The sequence below is a fragment of the Klebsiella sp. X1-16S-Nf21 genome, assembly GCF_002837615.1.
Lineage (GTDB): Bacteria > Pseudomonadota > Gammaproteobacteria > Enterobacterales > Enterobacteriaceae > Klebsiella > Klebsiella variicola.
In genome coordinates this window covers 88684-105656 of record NZ_PJDK01000001.1, presented here as the reverse complement: position 1 = coordinate 105656, position 16973 = coordinate 88684, and the positions used below count along the sequence as shown (strand labels likewise).

Sequence of the window (16973 nt, the reverse complement as noted above, 5' to 3'; positions counted from 1 at the left end):
TATACGCCTCACTCCACCATAAAGCGCCCGCTAATGCTATGTTGTTATAATACTTTTTAACAATAGAGCGACATTTCAGAGAACACCGTAAAGAACCGGCGTTTAGTTTAGGTTGAAGCATCATTAATTATTATTTTTTGTATAGTCAGGGCGGAAGCTATGCCCGCCGGCGACTAAATGCCATATAATTAACCGTATGGACGTTCAATTGAACACCTTCGGTGAACAGGAGATTCATAAATGATTTTACGTGTTTTGGCTGTATCGATGATTGGTTTTACGCTCGCAGGCTGCGTGAGCAGCAGCGGCCTGTCCGGCGACGTTTATTCCGCATCTGAAGCCAAACAGGTGCAGAGCGTAACTTACGGTACGATTGTGCATACGCGCGCCGTGCAGATCCAGAGCGGCGACGACAGCAATGCCATCGGCGCCATTGGCGGTGCAGTGCTCGGCGGGTTCCTCGGCAACACCATCGGCGGCGGTACCGGACGCTCTCTTGCCACCGCGGCTGGCGCAGTCGCGGGCGGCGTCGCAGGCCAGGGCGTTCAGGGTGCAATGAACAAAACCCAGGGCGTAGAACTGGAAATCCGTAAGGATGATGGCAACACCATTCTGGTGGTGCAGAAACAGGGCAGCACGCCGTTCTCTGTGGGTCAGCGCGTCGCCATTGCCGGCAGCGGCAGCCAGGTCACCGTTTCTCCTCGATAACCCCCCTTGCGATGCGGCCCGTTGCGCCGCATCGTATTTTTCAGCCGCGGTTATTCCACCGTAATAGATTCGTATTAGCAATCAGATATATTATATTCAAGTAGTTCATCAATCATTGCGCCTGCGCAATATCTTATCTCACCGCCCCCACTACTCTCAGATTGTCATAATACTTTGTCGACTGAACGTCGCTGTTGCTTTTCTCTCTGGGATCTTGCCTATGCTCAAACATGTCAATCATGTTGCTAAACGTTTTATTATATATGTTTTTATTTGCTTACTGGCCGGGTTCGGCATTGCCGGAGTGACCGCTTTTTTTCATACCAGTTTCAGCACTACCTCATCAATATTATTTCCTCTACTGACCAGCTTTCTGATGGTCTTTCATATTACTATTGCCTGTTTTATGGGCATGAAATACTGGAGCAGCAAGCGCCGCCTGTACCTTACACCTGTTGCTTTCGGCTTTGCCTGTTCAGCGCTGCTGATGCTGGGCACCCTCAGCAGCTATCCGGACTGGCTTACCTGCAGCACGACCCCGGTCATTAATCAAAATGACGCCGTTATCTATTATTTCTTTCGCAATATAATGATGGCTGTATTATTCATGTCATCTATTGTTTTGTATTACTTCCGCCAGCGCATCATGCACTCGCTGAAAGCACACATAATTACATTCGCGGCATGTATCGTTTTTACATTAACAATTATTTTTTTATCGTGGGTGTACTCCAGCCACTCGCCGTGGCTGAGCGTCAATTTTATCGACGATCTTAGCCATACCTTCACGCCACTGTGGCAAAGTATTATCGGCTGGCTGCTGATGGCTATCTGGTTTATCACGCTTATTTTATTAATTAGCCTGAGTAAATTACGCAATATTTTCTGGTTTAGCGGCGCTTTTTTTTGCAGCGCTTATCTTTACACCCTCTTCCAGCTAGTCTCCACCGCCGGGGACCTCGATCAGACCTGGTACCAGGCGCGTTTTTTCGAAACGCTTTGTACCCTGTTCCTGATTCTGGTGCTGCTGGTCGACGTCTTTATGCTCTACCGTGAGTCTAACCATAAGTATATCAACTCGTACCAGAACTCGATTCGCGACCCGTTGACCCGGCTTTATAACCGCAGCTTCTTCTACGACACCCTGAACCAGCAGCTGGCGAAGGTAAACCCCCAGCATCCGCTGTCAGTGATTATCAGTGACCTCGATCATTTCAAACGCATCAATGATAACTATGGCCACGTCGCCGGCGACAAGGTGATCCAGTTTGCCGCCTCGGTACTGGAGAACCATTCGCGCGCGGATGACGCTGCTGCCCGCATTGGCGGTGAGGAGTTTGCCCTGCTGCTGGTCAACACCGCCGAGAAAGACGCCCTGGCGATCGCCGAGCGTATCCGCCAGGCCGTCAACGCTGAGCAAAACCATCTGCCGGAGCGAATGACCATCAGTATGGGGTTGTATACGACGCGCGATAGAAGCGTGAGCGCAGAAACGTGCGTCGAGCGCGCAGATGCGGCCATGTATGAAGCGAAAAACAGCGGGCGTAATCGGGTGGTGGTCTGGCGTCACCCTGGCGACTAAAAAAAACGGCCCGGGGCAACCCGGGCCGCAAAGGATTAATCTTTTGCCTGGAGATCGAGGATATTTTGTTCAAGTTTACGAATTAAGTGGAGCAACGTTTCCACTTCCTGCTTTGACACCCCCGACAGGATTTCATCGCGGGTCTTGCCTATCACCTCTTCCATCTCATTGATCAACGGTTCAGCTTTTTCAGTGAGCTTGATGCGTTTGGCCCGCCGGTCGCTTGAACAGGTCTGGCGAGAAATAAGCCCTTTCTCCTCCAGCTGATCGAGCGTGCGCACCAGCGACGGCTGTTCAATGCCGATGGCTTTCGCCAGCTGGATCTGCGACTGCTCAGGCGGCAGCTGATGGATGTTATGCAGCGTGACCCAGTGAGTCTGCGTTAACTCCAGAGGTTTCAGGCGATGGTCGATTAGCGCGCGCCAAACGCGGACTAAACGTGCCAGATCAGAACCAAGTGGCGATTCCAATTTCATCTCCTTATAATTAGCTTGCTAAGTTATTATACTGATTTTAGAATAGTGTGCAGCATTTGAATTATCAAAACAAATGAATTACTTGATTCAACAAAAACCAAAACAATGATTTACACTGTTATAGCGTAGCACGCTCTGAGGTTACCCCTGTAATGGCAAAGGATTTTTGCTTGTGAAACTGAGTCTTAACACATCCGGATTGCCGCTGCAGGACCTGGTGTTCGGCGCGTCCGTCTATTTCCCTCCGCTGTTCAAAGCCGTCTTATTAGGTTTTTTTATCTGGTTGTTTTTACATCGTCAGCTGCGTGACTGGATGTATGCCGGCGACATCTGGCATCCCCTGCTGATGGATCTCTCCCTGTTCGCGCTCTCGGTCTGTCTGGCCCTGGTGTTACTGATTGCCTGGTGATCTCCTTGCTATGAAAAAACTAAAATATCTGTCAACGCTGTTGGTTGCGGCCATCGCCCTGATCGCCGCATGGCTGTTATGGAATTTCTACACCCAGTCCCCCTGGACCCGCGACGGCAAAGTGCGTGCAGAGCAGGTCGGGATCACCCCTCAGGTCTCCGGTAGCATTCTGCAGTTGAACGTGACGGACAACCAACGGGTCAACGCCGGGGATGTTCTGTTCACTATCGACGACACCCCCTACCGTATCGCCGTGCTGAACGCCCAGGCGCAGCAGGCGAAAGCGCAAGCCGAGGTGGCGAAAGCGCAGGCTGAGCAAACGAAGGCCGCCAGCGAGGCACGTCGTCGTCACAACCTGTCGCAGAATGCGATCTCGGCTGAAGATCTTGAGAACGTCAACACCGCGCTGAATACGGCCACCACCAACCTGGCGGCCGCCAGAGCGGGACTGGGCGTCAGCGAAGCGATGCTGAAACATGCGCAATGGCAGCTAAGCCAAACAACGGTCAAAGCGCCAGTGGACGGCTGGGTGACCAACCTCTCCACCCGCGTCGGCGATTACGCCACTACCGGCCACCCGGTCTTTGCTCTGGTAGACAGCCACTCGTTTTACGTGCTGGGCTACTTTGAAGAGACCAAACTGCGTCATATCCGCATCGGCGATCCGGCGCAGATTATTCTCTACAGTAATCAGCAGACGCTGCACGGGCATGTCGCCAGCATCGGCCGGGCAATTGTCGATCAGAGCGTGGAACAGGGAACCGGGCTGGTGGCCAACATCAAACCGAATATCCCCTGGGTACGCCTCGCGCAGCGCGTTCCGGTGCGGATTGCCTTTAATGAGCTACCGGCGGACGTCACTCTGGTCTCCGGCACCACCTGCACTGTCTCGATCGGCGGGCAGTAATGAATCTGCAGGCCCTGTCGTGGCGCACACTGCCCTGGGTTAAAGCCACCCGTCCACAGTGGCGATACGCGTTGCGTAACGGCATCGCTATGTGTCTCGCGTTAAGCATCGCCTACGCGCTGGATCTCGATGAGCCGTACTGGGCGATGACCTCCGCGGCAGTGGTCAACTTTCCCACCGTCGGCGGCGTGATCAGTAAAAGCTTTGGCCGCATCGCCGGCAGCCTGCTCGGCGCCTGCGCCGCCCTGCTGCTGGCGGGCCATACGCTGAACGATCCCTGGCTGTTTCTGTTCAGTATTTCCGGCTGGCTGGCGCTGTGCACCTGGGCCTGCGCGCTGTTCACCAACAACGTGGCCTACGCCTTTCAGCTTGCCGGCTATACCTGCGCCATCATCGCGTTTCCGGTGATTAACATCAGCGACAGCTACGAACTTTGGGTGATCGCTCAGTCGCGCGTCTGCGAAGTCATCGTTGGGATCCTCTGCGGCGGACTCATGATGATGATCCTGCCCAGCACCTCCGACGGCAGCAACCTGCTGACGGCCCTGAAAACCATGCACGCCCGGCTGCTGGAGCACGCCAGCCTGCTGTGGGTGCCGGAGACGACGGATGCCATCCGCACCGCTCACGAAAGCGTGATTGGTCAGATCCTCACCATGAACCTGCTGCGCATCCAGGCCTTCTGGAGTCACTACCGCTTCCGTCGGCAGAATCCCCTGCTGAACTACCTGCTGCATCAGCAGCTCCGAATGACCAGCGTCATTTCCAGTCTGCGACGTATGTTGCTGAACTGGCCGGACGCGCCGGCGAACACTCGTCAGGTGCTGGAGTCGCTGCTTGCTGAACTCGCTGCTCCCCATGCTGACAGCTATCATGTCGCCCGCATTCTGGCGCCTCTGGCGCCGCCGCCGGATGCCGATTACCGTCATATCGCCTTTTGGGCGCGACTGCGCTATTTCTGTCGCATTTATCTGGAAAGCAGTCGCTGGATCCGCCGGGTAGAGAATGCGTCGGCGATCGCCGAGTTCAACGTACCTTCGGCGCCAGCCCTGGCCCGCCACACCGACCAGGCAGAGGCCTTGCTCAATGGCATCCGTACTTTTTGCGCGCTGGTGGCGATTGGCGCATGGGGGATCAGCACCCAGTGGACCAGCTGCGCGGCTGCCCTGACCCTGGCCTCCATCTGCTGCGTGCTCTATTCGGTCTCGGCTTCGCCGTTTCGATCGCTGACGCTGCTAATGCAGACCCTGGTGCTGCTGTCGCTGTTCAGTTTTGTGGTGAAGTTCGGCCTGATGGTGCAGATAACCGACCTGTGGCAGTTTCTGCTATTTCTGTTCCCGCTGCTGACCACCATGCAGTTGCTCAAGCTACAGTGGCCCAAATATGCCGGCCTGTGGGGACAGCTTATCGTGTTTATGGGCTCGTTTATCTCCGTCACCAATCCGCCGGTGTACGACTATGCGGCTTTTTTCAATGATAACTTAAGCAAGATTGTCGGCGTGGGCTTTGCCTGGCTGGCTTTTGCGGTGCTCAGTCCGGGATCGGATGCCCGCAAAGGGCGACGCCATATCAGAGCGTTACGGCGTCACTTTGTCGATCAGCTCAGCCGACATCCCCAGCACAGCGAACATGAATTTGAATCGCTGGTGTACCACCATGTCAGCCAGCTCAGTCAGAGTAAAGATGCCCTGGCACGGCGCTGGCTACTACGTTGGGGGGTGGTGCTGCTCAACTGCTCGCACGTCGTCTGGCAGCTTCGGGAATGGGAAACCCGCTCCGATCCCCTCGCCCAGGTGCGCGACCTGTGCATCAATTTGCTGCGCGATGTGATGAGCGAGCGCGGCGTGCAGCAGCGCCCGCTGGCCTCCACCCTGCAGGAGCTGCTGCGGATCTGCGACGTCCTGAACCACCATCATCAGCCAGCGGCCCGGGAGCTGGCCGCCGCAATCTGGCGACTGTATTGCGCCCTGTCACAGCTGGAACAGGCCCCGATCGCCGGCACGATTGGCGAAAAGACTACTTAATCACCCCGCAGGCAAACCGCTCGCCGCCGCCGCCCAGCGGCTGCGGGTTGTCGGCCATATTATCGCCGCCCACGTGGACCATCAGCGCTTTCCCCTTCACCTCATCCAGCGTTTTCAGACGTGGGGCAATAATTGGCTGGTCGGCCACGCCCGCGTCGTTGACCACCAGCAGAGGCAAATCGCCAAGATGCCCGGTGCCCAGCGGCCCTTCGTGTTTCCCGGTATGTTGCGGGTCATAATGTCCGCCCGCCGCCCCGGCGGCCACCGCTTTGCCCTCTTTCATCGCCGGCTGGCAGCTGCCTTCGGCATGAATATGAAAGCCGTGCTTGCCCGGCGGCAATGCCCGCAGTTCGGGGGCGAACTCTAGGCCGCGGTCGGTTTCGGTGATTTTTACACTGCCGATGGACTGCCCGACGCCCTGGGGGGTCACGAGATTAAGTTGAACATCTTCACTGACGGCCTGTGCGCCAGCGCAAAATGCGAGGGATAAGATCGCGAGAATACATCGTTGCATAACACCTCCGGATGGCTGTCTCCCTGTTAAGTGTAAACCAGGAACGCCTTTCCGGAGGCGAAATGCCCGTTACGGTACGTCGTAACCGAGCGCGGCTTTGCGGATACGGAACCACTGCTGACGGGTCATGCTAAGTTTTTCGGCCACGATCGCGGAACGCACGCGTTCGATTTTGCCCGAGCCGATAATCGGCAGCGGCTGCGAGGGCAGACGCAATATCCAGGCGTAGACCACCTGCTCGATGCTGTCGGCATTGAGCTCATGCGCTACCTGCGCCAGCTCATCGCGCAGCGGCTGGAAGCCCTCTTCATTGAACAGGCGTCCGCCGCCAAGGCAGGACCACGCCATCGGACGAATACGCAGCTGCTGCAGCTGATCGAGCGTGCCGTCGAGCAACAGCGGCTGATGCACCGGCGAGATTTCGACCTGATTGGTGGCCAGGGTAAACGGCAGGCGCGACTGCAGAAGAGTGAACTGGGCTGGGGTAAAGTTAGATACGCCAAAGTGGCGCACTTTTCCGCTGTGATGCAGCGCGAGGAACGCCTCAGCCACTTCATCGGCATTCATTAGCGGATCCGGCCGATGGATCAGCAGCAGATCGAGATGGTCCGTCGCCAGATTACGCAGCGATTGCTCAGCGCTCAGCACGATGTGGTCGCGGTCGGTGATATAGTGGCCGATGGTGTTTTCAGCCCGCGCCCGGGTGGCGATGCCGCATTTGCTGACAATTTCCATGCGATTACGCAGATGCGGCGCCAGCTTCAGCGCTTCGCCAAAGGCAGCCTCACACTGATAATCGCCATAGATATCGGCGTGATCGACAGTGGTTACGCCTAAATCAAGATGCTGTTCAATAAAGCTGACCAGCTCGCCTGGCGACATTTTCCAGTCCATCAGACGCCAGTAGCCCATCACAAAACGCGAAAATTCCGGCCCCTGGGGAGCCATAGCAATACGCTGAACCATAACCGCTTCCTCAATAAAAAAGTGTACTGAGTATACGTACTTTTTGGTTTAAAACAGTGAGGGTTGCTGCGGTTCTTCCGCCGGTTCCGGCTTGTTCGCGCGTATTTTGCGCAGCAGCCGTTGGCGGCAGAGACGCAACACCTCCTGTTTCTGCGCATCACTCATCGTTTGCCAGTTAAAACGTTCCTCACGGCTGCGGAAACAGCCGCGACAGTAGCCGCGCTCGTCGGTCTGACATATTCCCCGGCACGGGCTCTGCACCGGGAAAAACTCTAACTGCTCTGCCACCACACGTCTCCTGTCCCCTCGTCTCCTTTCATTGAAGACGTTTCCCCGCGCCGACGCAAATTTTGTTCACTACGTGCTGCGCCAGCTAACATTTTTCCGCCGACGCTTGCATTAGACCAATCGGTCTACTACAGTGTGCTCCATGAACAGACACAGCGAATGCGATACCCGAGAACATATCCTGGTCACCGGCGAGCAGCTCTGCATGCATCGCGGTTTTACCGGAATGGGCTTGAGCGAACTTCTGAAGACGGCGGAAGTGCCTAAGGGCTCTTTCTACCATTACTTTCGCTCTAAAGAAGCCTTCGGCGTCGCGCTGCTCGAACATCACTACACCGGATATCTGCAGCGCCTGGTCGACCACTTCGATCATGGCGACGGCAACTATCGTGACCGCCTGCTGGCTTATTATCAGCACACGCTGAATCAGTTCTGCCAGCAGGGGATTATTAGCGGCTGTCTTACCGTCAAGTTGTCGGCAGAGGTTTGCGACCTGTCGGAAGATATGCGTACCGCCATGGACCATGGTGCCAGTCAGATTATCGCCCTGCTGGGCGACGCGCTGGAGAAAGGACGTCAGGAAGGCAGTCTGGCGTTTGACGGCGAGGCCATGACCCTGTCGCAGGTGCTGTATTCCCTGTGGCTCGGGGCCAACCTGCAGGCCAAAATTACGCGTAGCGCAAGGCCGCTGGAAAGCGCCCTTGCCCACGCCAAACAGATTATTGCGGCGCCTGCGGTATAACAGGCGTTTTTATTTCATCAGTTACTAGACGACCGGTCTACTCAGGAGTCACTATGTCGGAAGCAAAATTATTCAGCCCGTTGAAAGTCGGTGCGGTCACCGTCCCTAATCGCGTATTTATGGCGCCGTTGACGCGTCTGCGCAGCATCGAGCCGGGCGATATCCCTACCCCGCTGATGGGCGAATACTACCGCCAGCGCGCCAGCTCCGGCCTGATCATCACCGAAGCGACGCAGATTTCTGCCCAGGCCAAAGGCTATGCCGGCGCGCCGGGCCTGCACAGCCCGGAGCAGATTGCCGCCTGGCAGAAAATCACCGCCGGTGTTCATGCGGAAAATGGCCGTATCGCCGTCCAGCTGTGGCACACCGGGCGTATTTCCCATAGCAGCCTGCAACCTGGCGGCGGCGCGCCGGTAGCGCCTTCCGCGCTGAGCGCCGGTACTCGCACCTCCCTGCGCGATGAAAACGGCCATGCTATTCGCGCCGACACCTCGATGCCGCGTGCCCTGGAAACCGAAGAGATCCCGGGGATCGTCGACGATTTCCGTCAGGCGGTCGGCAATGCCCGTGACGCTGGCTTCGATCTGGTTGAGTTGCACTCGGCCCACGGCTATCTGCTGCACCAGTTCCTCTCGCCGTCGGCGAACCAGCGTACCGATCAGTACGGCGGCAGCGTTGAGAACCGTGCCCGTCTGGTACTGGAAGTGGTCGACGCCGTGAGCAAAGAGTGGAGCGCTGACCGGATCGGCATCCGCGTGTCGCCGATTGGCAGCTTCCAGAATGTGGATAATGGCCCGAACGAAGAAGAAGACGCGCTGTATCTGATTAGCGAACTGGCAAAACGCGGTATCGCCTATCTGCACATGTCCGAGCCGGACTGGGCGGGCGGCAAGCCGTACAGCGAAGCCTTCCGTCAGAAAGTTCGCGACCGCTTCCCGGGCGTGATCATTGGCGCTGGCGCCTACACGGTAGAAAAAGCCAACGATCTTATCAATAAAGGGCTCATTGATGCTGTGGCCTTTGGCCGCGATTACATCGCCAACCCGGATCTGGTGGCCCGTCTGCAGAAAAAAGCGGCGCTCAACCCCCAGCGCCCGGAAACTTTCTATGGCGGCGGCGCGGAAGGCTACACCGACTACCCTACGCTGTAATCCCTCCATTGATAGCGGCGACGTATCGCCGCTATACTCAAGGTTCTGATCTATCAAATAAACTGCATAGGGGACATTATGCGCTTACTCCACACCATGCTGCGCGTTGGCGACCTGCAACGTTCTATCGACTTCTATACCAACGTGTTGGGCATGAAGCTGCTGCGCACCAGCGAAAACCCGGAGTACAAGTACTCCCTCGCCTTTGTCGGCTACGGCGAAGAGAGCGAAACCGCGGTGATCGAACTGACCTACAACTGGGGCGTGGACAGCTATGAGCTGGGCACCGCCTACGGCCATATCGCGCTGAGCGTCGACAACGCCGCCGAAGCCTGCGAACGGATCCGCCAGAACGGGGGCAACGTCACCCGTGAAGCCGGCCCGGTAAAAGGCGGCACCACCGTCATCGCCTTCGTGGAAGATCCGGACGGTTACAAAATCGAGCTCATTGAAGAGAAAGATGCCGGCAAAGGTCTGGGCAACTAACGCTTCCCGAGCCAGGCCTCTTTAATGCCATGGCTCGCCCGGGCGCTGCGGCGCCCGTTGTTTTCACCCCTGCCTGCTGCAAGCCGCGGCAAAATTTGCCATAATGCGCGCTACTTTTTTCCAGCTAAGAGAATCTGATGTCCGAGAATGCTCAACTGAATGGTCTGTGCGACCGTTTCCGCGGTTTTTATCCGGTGGTGATTGATGTTGAAACCGCAGGATTTAATGCCAAAACCGACGCTCTGCTGGAGATCGCCGCCATTACGTTGAAGATGGATGAGCAAGGCTGGCTGATGCCCGATGAAACGCTGCATTTTCATGTTGAACCTTTCGAGGGCGCCAATCTGCAGCCCGAAGCGCTGGCCTTTAACGGAATTAACCCGCACGACCCGGAGCGCGGCGCCGTCAGCGAATACGATGCCCTGCATGCCATCTTCAAAATGGTACGCAAAGGGATGAAAGAGAGCGACTGCAGCCGGGCGATCATGGTGGCGCACAATGCGACCTTTGACCACAGCTTCACCATGACCGCCGCCGAACGCGCGGGGCTTAAACGCAATCCGTTCCATCCGTTTGTTACCTTCGACACCGCCGCGCTGAGCGGGCTGGCGCTGGGCCAGACGGTGCTGTCGAAAGCCTGTATCGCCGCGGGTATGGCGTTCGATGGCGCGCAGGCCCACTCCGCCCTGTACGATACCGAGCAGACGGCGCAGCTGTTTTGTGAGATTGTGAACCGCTGGAAGCGTCTGGGCGGCTGGCCGCTGCCCGTGGCCACCCCGGAGTAATAAAAAAAGCGACTTCCAGGAAGTCGCTTTTTTACGGATGGCGGGAATTACTCCGCTTTCGGCTCGTCGGTGTGGTACTTCGCCGCCGTCTCTTTGATCAGCTGCTGCAGTTCACCGCGCTGGTACATTTCGATGACGATATCGCAGCCGCCCACCAGTTCACCGTCTACCCACAGCTGCGGGAAAGTCGGCCAGTTGGCGTATTTAGGCAGCTCGGCGCGGATATCCGGGTTCTGCAGGATATCAACGTAAGCAAAACGTTCGCCACAGGCGGACAGCGCCTGAACGGCCTGGGCAGAGAAACCGCAGCTTGGCAGCTTCGGCGACCCTTTCATGTACAACAGGATCGGGTTTTCAGCGATTTGGCGTTGGATCTTTTCTAAAGTCGAGCTCATTGTCGTGCTTCCTTAAACTTCTTTCTACGGCAGTAACTTGTCATTGTAGCGTCCTGTAGGCAGGACGGATAATAACATTTTTTTCACTATTCATATTTTATCTTCTGTTGCGCGAAGTTGCCTTAAAAATATCATTTTGCCGTCGCAGGCGGGCGCTCATTGCGCATTTTCTGTGCGAGACGGTCAATGTCTGACGCGTTTTCTTGCAATCGTTAACCAATCGACATTTTTGATACAAAAGAATATTAACTTTCCGGGTTTTTATGCTTTAGAATCATTCCGGTTTGTCATTCATCGTCAGGCATTTGTACATGTCTGTAATTAATCAGGGGATTGCTCAGTGGCGCGGCTAAACAAAATCGCGATATCGCTCTGTGCATTACTGTTCACATCTATCTCATTCACGCCACTGGCTCAGGCGTCAGGGCATACGCACGCCTCCGCTTCGCCAAAGGCGTTGCCCGCGAAAAGTGGCTCAGAGCGCAAGAAAAAAGCTACCAGTCAAAAAAGTAAAACCACCGCTAAAACCACCAGTAAAAAGTCCTCGAGCACCCGGCTCCCTTCCCGCACTACCGCAGCAAGCCAAACCGCACTTCATCGTCAGGCCGCCGGCGCGACGAAAAAATGCGTGCTGCGTAAAGGTTATAAAAAGCAGTGCGCGAAAACGGTCGCCGCCAGCGCCGAGCCGACCCTGGCGCTGAACAGCGTCAAAAGCAAATGCGTGGTGCGTAAGGGCTATAAAAAACGCTGTAAACCTGAGGCCAGCGATGCGAATTTAACGATCGCTGACGCCCATAAAGTCCGGGTGCAGAAAGCGCAAAGTACCGCCATGAACAAATTGATGGGCCAGTTGGGTAAACCCTATCGCTGGGGCGGCACCTCGCCACGTACCGGTTTTGACTGCAGCGGACTGGTTTATTACGCCTATAAGGACCTGGTCAAAATTCACATCCCGCGTACGGCTAATGAAATGTACCACCTGCGCGATGCGCGTCCGGTGGATCGTGATGAACTGCAGAGCGGCGATTTGGTCTTCTTCCGCACCCGCGGACGCGGTACTGCCGACCACGTTGGCGTCTACGTCGGCAACGGGAAATTTATTCAATCACCACGCACAGGTCGTGATATACAAATCACCTCCCTGAGCGAGGATTACTGGGTTCGCCATTATGTTGGCGCTCGTCGCGTCATGACGCCGAAAACCATTCGCTGATCCTGGTCTGCCGCTACGGCGGCAGACCGCCTCACCTGCGCGTCTTTCCCTTCTACCGTCAAAGGATACTGCATATTCATCTCCTTGCCCGGCGCTTCCCGACGATAGCGGGTGGGCGACATACCAAAGTGACGGTGAAAGGTCCGGCAGAAAGCGGCCTGTCCGTCGTATCCCAGGCACTGAGAAATACTCTGTATCGACGCTTGCGTCTGCGTTAAATAGATTGTCGCAATGGTCATTTTTCGCCGACTGACGTAGTTCGCCAGCGTGCAGCCGGTCACCATGGCGAACTGCCGCTGGAAATACCAGTGCGAATAACCGGACTTTTTCGCAATCGTGCTGACCGGCAGGGTGTCTAAAATATGGGCTTCGATCCAGTCAACGATCCCCTGCACAACCGGGATCATCTTCGGGCTCACCGCCTCACCTGTTTTTGCCATCGTAGCCATCCTGTGGGAAATTCATGTCGGCGGTCATATTTGTCATACAAATAGCAAAATAGACAATGAATTATTGGCATAGCGGCGATTGCCTGGGCGCATATTTTAATTAAACCATTAATTTTAAAGACATATCACCCTCAACCATGATGCGCGGCTGCGATCGTCAGAGAAAAACAGAAGACGTTAAACCTTCCCTGCGAGAGTCGGAAAAGCGCAGACGGCGTCTCCTTATACATTTTTGCAACATCTGCGAGCGGTTTGACGCCTCGCCCCGTAGAAAACGGTTAAGCCTTCATCAGTTGCGCCTGCGGCAATAGCCTTTATCGTTGTAAGGCTTTTCACTGCTTGCGGCAAATGTTAACATTCTCAATACAATAACAGCCCGTGACGCGACAGCGTCGGGTGGCCAGAACACGATTCAGGCGAAAGCCTCATCTTGTCAATGTGAGCTAAAACAAAAAGTTATAAGGAGAGTAGCAATGTCGTTTGAATTACCTGCATTACCATATGCAAAAGACGCCCTGGCGCCGCACATTTCCGCAGAAACCCTGGAATATCACTACGGTAAACACCACCAGGCGTATGTCACTAACCTCAACAACCTGATCAAAGGCACTGCGTTCGAAGGCAAATCTCTCGAAGAGATCGTCCGCACTTCTGAAGGCGGCGTATTCAACAACGCAGCCCAGGTCTGGAACCACACCTTCTACTGGAACTGCCTGGCGCCGAACGCCGGCGGCGAACCGGAAGGCGAGTTAGCGGCCGCGATTGCCAAATCCTTCGGCAGCTTTGCGGATTTTAAAGCCAAATTTACCGATGCCGCAGCGAAAAACTTCGGCGCGGGCTGGACCTGGCTGGTCAAAAATGCCGACGGCAGCCTGGCTATCGTCTCCACCAGCAACGCCGGTACCCCGCTGACCACCGACGCGAAGCCGCTGCTGACCGTTGACGTCTGGGAACACGCCTACTACATCGACTACCGCAATGCCCGTCCAAGCTACCTGGACCATTTCTGGGCGCTGGTTAACTGGAAGTTTGTTGCGGCCAACCTGGCGGCATAAACGACAAACCGCAGCAGGGTCTCCCCGGCTGCGGTTTTTTTTAGCCCTTCCCTACACTCGCGTTACTGGCGGGCAAAGGCCTCTTCCGGCTGCGCTCGTCCGCTGAACCAGACCAGCAGCAGCGCCAGACCGGCGATAATCGCCCCCATCACCGGCACAAACGCATAGCCCAGTCCGCCAGAGATCACCGCCCCACCGGCGGCGGCGCCCAGCGCGTTGCCGAGGTTGAACGCGCCGATATTCACCGAAGAAGAGAGCCCCGGCGCTTCATGCGCCACGCGCATGACCCGCATCTGCAGCGGCGGAACCACCGCAAAGGTGGCTGCGCCCCAGACAATCATGCTGATGGCCGCTCCGGCCTGGGATTGCGCCAGCAGCGGGATCGCCAACATGATCGCCATCAGCAGCAGCAGAAAGCCTTTCAGCGTGCCAGAGACCGACCGGTCGGCGAATTTGCCGCCCAGATAGTTGCCCAGCGAAAAACCAACGCCAATCAGCACCAGCATCGCGGTAATAAACAGCGATGAAGCGTGGGTCAGCGTATTGAGCACTGGCGAGATATAGGTATACAGCGTAAACATTGCCCCGGCACCGAGCACGGTAGTCAGCAAGGCGGAGAGTACCTGCGGGCGTAGCAGGACTGAAAGCTCTTTTTTGACATCCGGGCGCTCACCGGCGCTGCCCTTCGGCAGAGAGAACCACAGACTGACCATCGCCAGCAGGCCTAACCCTGCGGTGGCCAGGAAGGACATCCGCCAGCCGATGGTTTCGCCAAGCCAGGTCGCCGCCGGTACACCGCCGATGTTGGCGATAGTGAGCCCCATAAACATCGTGGCTACCGCGCTGGCCTGCTTATGCTTTGGCACGACGCTGGCTGCGACCACTGATCCCAGGCCAAAGAAAGCACCGTGGTTAAGGCTGGTAATAATGCGCGACAGCAGCAAGGTGGTGTAATCCGGCGCAATGGATGACAACAGGTTGCCGACGGTGAAGATCCCCATCAGAAAAATCAGCGCATTGCGCCGCGCGCGATGTGACAACAGCAGGGTCATCAACGGCGCGCCGACCATGACGCCGATGGCATACGCACTGATCAGCATTCCCGCCACTGGGATTGAGACGTCCACACCTTTCGCAATCACCGGCAGCAATCCCATTGGGGAGAACTCGGTGGTACCGATGCCAAAGGCGCCGATCGCCAGCGCAAGTAAAGGAAAGTTGATTTTCATTCAATGACTCCATCAGACCGTCAGAGAGGACGGCGTAACATCAGAAGTCAAAAGCATGACATCAATCACAAAAAAACAAAAGTGAACGAAATGACAAAAGATTTTTGCAGAATTGATAATAATGGCGGGATACGGGGAGGAGGCCGCGCTCCTCCCTCACTGGAACATTAGTGCAGTATGGCGGTCAGGCTGAAAGCGACGATCACGCCGAGGGCAATAACCGTGGTGATCAGCGAAAACTTTAAATTGGTATCCATCATTTTTCCCTCTTGTTATCCCCACACCAAAAGTGAGCTTGCTCATTTTTGCACAAAAAATCGCAAAAATCTTCCGGGATTTAGGGCGATGCACATTTTTGCTCTTCCACTTTGCCCCAAGATCGGACAAAATCCCACGCTAATTTAAAAGCGTATCGGCCATTGACCCCTTCCTGTCGTTCTGTGTCGTTTTCCCGACGTGATGCAATGTTGAAAATTGTATTCAGGGTGTGTGTAGGCAAACGTTTACGTATCGATGATCAGGCGATCAGGTCAAGGCATGGAGTGAGATGTAATGGCAACTATTAAAGATGTAGCGAAGCGCGCAAACGTTTCCACTACAACTGTATCACATGTAATTAACAAAACCCGTTTCGTTGCCGAAGAGACGCGCAATGCGGTGTGGGCGGCGATCAAAGAGCTGCACTACTCGCCGAGCGCCGTGGCCCGCAGCCTGAAAGTCAATCATACAAAATCGATTGGTCTGCTGGCGACCAGTAGCGAAGCCGCCTATTTTGCTGAAATTATTGAGTCTGTTGAAAAGAGCTGCTTCCAGAAGGGCTACACCCTGATCCTCGGCAACGCATGGAACGATCCGGAAAAACAGCGCGCCTATTTGTCGATGATGGCGCAGAAGCGTGTCGACGGCCTGCTGGTGATGTGTTCCGAATATCCGGATTCGGTATTGAGCATGCTGGAAGAGTATCGCCATATCCCGATGGTGGTGATGGACTGGGGCGAAGCAAAAGCCGACTTCACCGATGCGGTGATCGATAACGCCTTCCAGGGCGGCTATATCGCCGGACGCTACCTGATTGAACGTGGCCATCGTGAAATCGGCGTGATCCCGGGTCCGCTGGAGCGCAACACCGGCGCAGGCCGCCTGGCCGGCTTTATGCAGGCGATGAAAGAGGCGCATATCAGCGTGCCGGAAAACTGGATTGTGCAGGGCGACTTCGAGCCGGAGTCCGGCTACCGCGCTATGCAGCAGATCTTAAGCCAGCAGCACCGTCCGACGGCGGTGTTCTGCGGCGGCGATATCATGGCGATGGGCGCTATCTGCGCGGCGGATGAAATGGGGCTGCGGGTGCCGCAGGACATTTCGCTGATCGGTTATGATAATGTGCGTAACGCCCGCTATTTCAGCCCGGCGTTAACCACTATTCATCAGCCGAAAGATTCCCTGGGCGAAGCCGCATTTAACATGCTGTTGGATCGTATCGTTAATAAGCGTGAAGAGTCGCAGTCTATCGAAGTGCATCCTCGTCTGGTCGAACGCCGCTCCGTGGCGGATGGCCCGTTTGTCGATTATCGTCGGTAAGGCATCTGGCGGGCGC

20 protein-coding genes are annotated in these 16973 nt (G+C 55.9%); 12 read left to right on the top strand and 8 right to left on the bottom strand.

What is annotated here, in order from left to right:
* Positions 1-240: 240 nt before the first annotated feature.
* Both slyB and CW267_RS00575 read left to right on the top strand, forming a co-directional pair.
* Entirely contained in the window at positions 241-708 is a 468-nt protein-coding gene (gene slyB, locus CW267_RS00580) for an outer membrane lipoprotein SlyB (RefSeq protein WP_008804633.1), read from the top strand.
* A gap of 220 nt (positions 709-928) precedes the next feature.
* Positions 929-2290 carry a GGDEF domain-containing protein gene (locus CW267_RS00575; RefSeq protein ID WP_100780909.1) on the top strand — a complete coding sequence of 454 codons (1362 nt, stop codon included), beginning with the start codon at positions 929-931 and terminating at the stop codon, positions 2288-2290.
* A 35-nt stretch (positions 2291-2325) separates the two neighbouring features.
* Here the strand turns inward: CW267_RS00575 and slyA are convergent, their stop codons facing one another.
* Positions 2326-2766, bottom strand: coding sequence for a transcriptional regulator SlyA (gene slyA / locus CW267_RS00570; protein ID WP_008804631.1), 441 nt, complete (start codon positions 2764-2766; stop codon positions 2326-2328).
* A 172-nt stretch (positions 2767-2938) separates the two neighbouring features.
* Here slyA and CW267_RS00565 point away from each other — a divergent pair, with 172 nt between their 5' ends.
* The 3 genes from CW267_RS00565 to CW267_RS00555 are packed head-to-tail and all read left to right on the top strand — an operon-like array spanning position 2939 to position 6106.
* Positions 2939-3175 (top strand): DUF1656 domain-containing protein, encoded by a 237-nt coding sequence (locus CW267_RS00565; RefSeq protein WP_004143834.1) that lies wholly within the window; start codon positions 2939-2941, stop codon positions 3173-3175.
* A 10-nt stretch (positions 3176-3185) separates the two neighbouring features.
* Positions 3186-4082: an HlyD family secretion protein gene (locus tag CW267_RS00560; protein WP_100780910.1), complete on the top strand. Its 897-nt coding sequence runs from the start codon at positions 3186-3188 to the stop codon at positions 4080-4082.
* The gene (locus CW267_RS00555) at positions 4082-6106 is read left to right on the top strand and encodes an FUSC family protein (protein ID WP_100780911.1); all 2025 of its coding nucleotides are present in this window, start codon (positions 4082-4084) and stop codon (positions 6104-6106) included. The genes CW267_RS00560 and CW267_RS00555 overlap by 1 nt, the downstream gene beginning before the upstream one ends.
* Here the strand turns inward: CW267_RS00555 and sodC are convergent.
* The 3 genes from sodC to CW267_RS00540 all read right to left on the bottom strand — a co-directional run bounded on the left by sodC (position 6099) and on the right by CW267_RS00540 (position 7877).
* A complete protein-coding gene (gene sodC / locus CW267_RS00550; protein WP_008804628.1) occupies positions 6099-6620 on the bottom strand; it encodes a superoxide dismutase [Cu-Zn] SodC in 522 nt (173 codons plus the stop codon). The two genes, CW267_RS00555 and sodC, sit on opposite strands and share 8 nt — an antisense overlap.
* Before the next feature lie 69 nt (positions 6621-6689).
* A complete protein-coding gene (locus CW267_RS00545; protein ID WP_008804627.1) occupies positions 6690-7586 on the bottom strand; it encodes an aldo/keto reductase in 897 nt (298 codons plus the stop codon).
* A 48-nt stretch (positions 7587-7634) separates the two neighbouring features.
* Positions 7635-7877, bottom strand: a complete 243-nt coding sequence (locus CW267_RS00540) for a DUF1289 domain-containing protein (RefSeq protein ID WP_008804626.1) — start codon at positions 7875-7877, stop codon at positions 7635-7637.
* Between the two features lie 139 nt (positions 7878-8016).
* On the opposite strand from CW267_RS00540, the gene CW267_RS00535 reads away from it, so the two are divergent.
* The 4 genes from CW267_RS00535 to rnt all read left to right on the top strand — a co-directional run bounded on the left by CW267_RS00535 (position 8017) and on the right by rnt (position 11038).
* Positions 8017-8616: a TetR/AcrR family transcriptional regulator gene (locus tag CW267_RS00535; RefSeq protein WP_008804625.1), complete on the top strand. Its 600-nt coding sequence runs from the start codon at positions 8017-8019 to the stop codon at positions 8614-8616.
* A gap of 53 nt (positions 8617-8669) precedes the next feature.
* Positions 8670-9767 (top strand): alkene reductase, encoded by a 1098-nt coding sequence (locus CW267_RS00530; protein WP_012968038.1) that lies wholly within the window; start codon positions 8670-8672, stop codon positions 9765-9767.
* 78 nt (positions 9768-9845) lie between these two features.
* Entirely contained in the window at positions 9846-10253 is a 408-nt protein-coding gene (gene gloA / locus CW267_RS00525) for a lactoylglutathione lyase (RefSeq protein WP_002907764.1), read from the top strand.
* A 137-nt stretch (positions 10254-10390) separates the two neighbouring features.
* Positions 10391-11038, top strand: coding sequence for a ribonuclease T (rnt, locus tag CW267_RS00520; RefSeq protein ID WP_008804623.1), 648 nt, complete (start codon positions 10391-10393; stop codon positions 11036-11038).
* Between the two features lie 47 nt (positions 11039-11085).
* On the opposite strand, the gene CW267_RS00515 is transcribed toward rnt, so the two are convergent.
* A complete protein-coding gene (locus CW267_RS00515) occupies positions 11086-11433 on the bottom strand; it encodes a Grx4 family monothiol glutaredoxin (RefSeq protein ID WP_002907768.1) in 348 nt (115 codons plus the stop codon).
* A gap of 340 nt (positions 11434-11773) precedes the next feature.
* On the opposite strand from CW267_RS00515, the gene CW267_RS00510 reads away from it, so the two are divergent.
* On the top strand, positions 11774-12646 hold the full coding sequence (locus tag CW267_RS00510) for a C40 family peptidase (protein WP_012968037.1): 873 nt from the start codon (positions 11774-11776) through the stop codon (positions 12644-12646).
* On the opposite strand, the gene CW267_RS00505 is transcribed toward CW267_RS00510, so the two are convergent.
* A complete protein-coding gene (locus CW267_RS00505) occupies positions 12601-13086 on the bottom strand; it encodes a helix-turn-helix domain-containing protein (RefSeq protein WP_012541516.1) in 486 nt (161 codons plus the stop codon). The genes CW267_RS00510 and CW267_RS00505 overlap by 46 nt on opposite strands.
* A gap of 482 nt (positions 13087-13568) precedes the next feature.
* On the opposite strand from CW267_RS00505, the gene sodB reads away from it, so the two are divergent.
* Positions 13569-14150, top strand: a complete 582-nt coding sequence (sodB, locus tag CW267_RS00500) for a superoxide dismutase [Fe] (RefSeq protein WP_002907771.1) — start codon at positions 13569-13571, stop codon at positions 14148-14150.
* 62 nt (positions 14151-14212) lie between these two features.
* Here sodB and CW267_RS00495 read toward each other — a convergent pair whose 3' ends face one another.
* Together CW267_RS00495 and CW267_RS00490 are read right to left on the bottom strand one after the other, a co-directional pair.
* Positions 14213-15379, bottom strand: a complete 1167-nt coding sequence (locus CW267_RS00495) for an MFS transporter (protein WP_016161205.1) — start codon at positions 15377-15379, stop codon at positions 14213-14215.
* A 167-nt stretch (positions 15380-15546) separates the two neighbouring features.
* Positions 15547-15639 carry a YnhF family membrane protein gene (locus CW267_RS00490; RefSeq protein ID WP_012968036.1) on the bottom strand — a complete coding sequence of 31 codons (93 nt, stop codon included), beginning with the start codon at positions 15637-15639 and terminating at the stop codon, positions 15547-15549.
* A gap of 292 nt (positions 15640-15931) precedes the next feature.
* Here CW267_RS00490 and purR point away from each other — a divergent pair, with 292 nt between their 5' ends.
* The gene (gene purR, locus CW267_RS00485; protein WP_004202888.1) at positions 15932-16957 is read left to right on the top strand and encodes an HTH-type transcriptional repressor PurR; all 1026 of its coding nucleotides are present in this window, start codon (positions 15932-15934) and stop codon (positions 16955-16957) included.
* Positions 16958-16973: the final 16 nt, after the last annotated feature.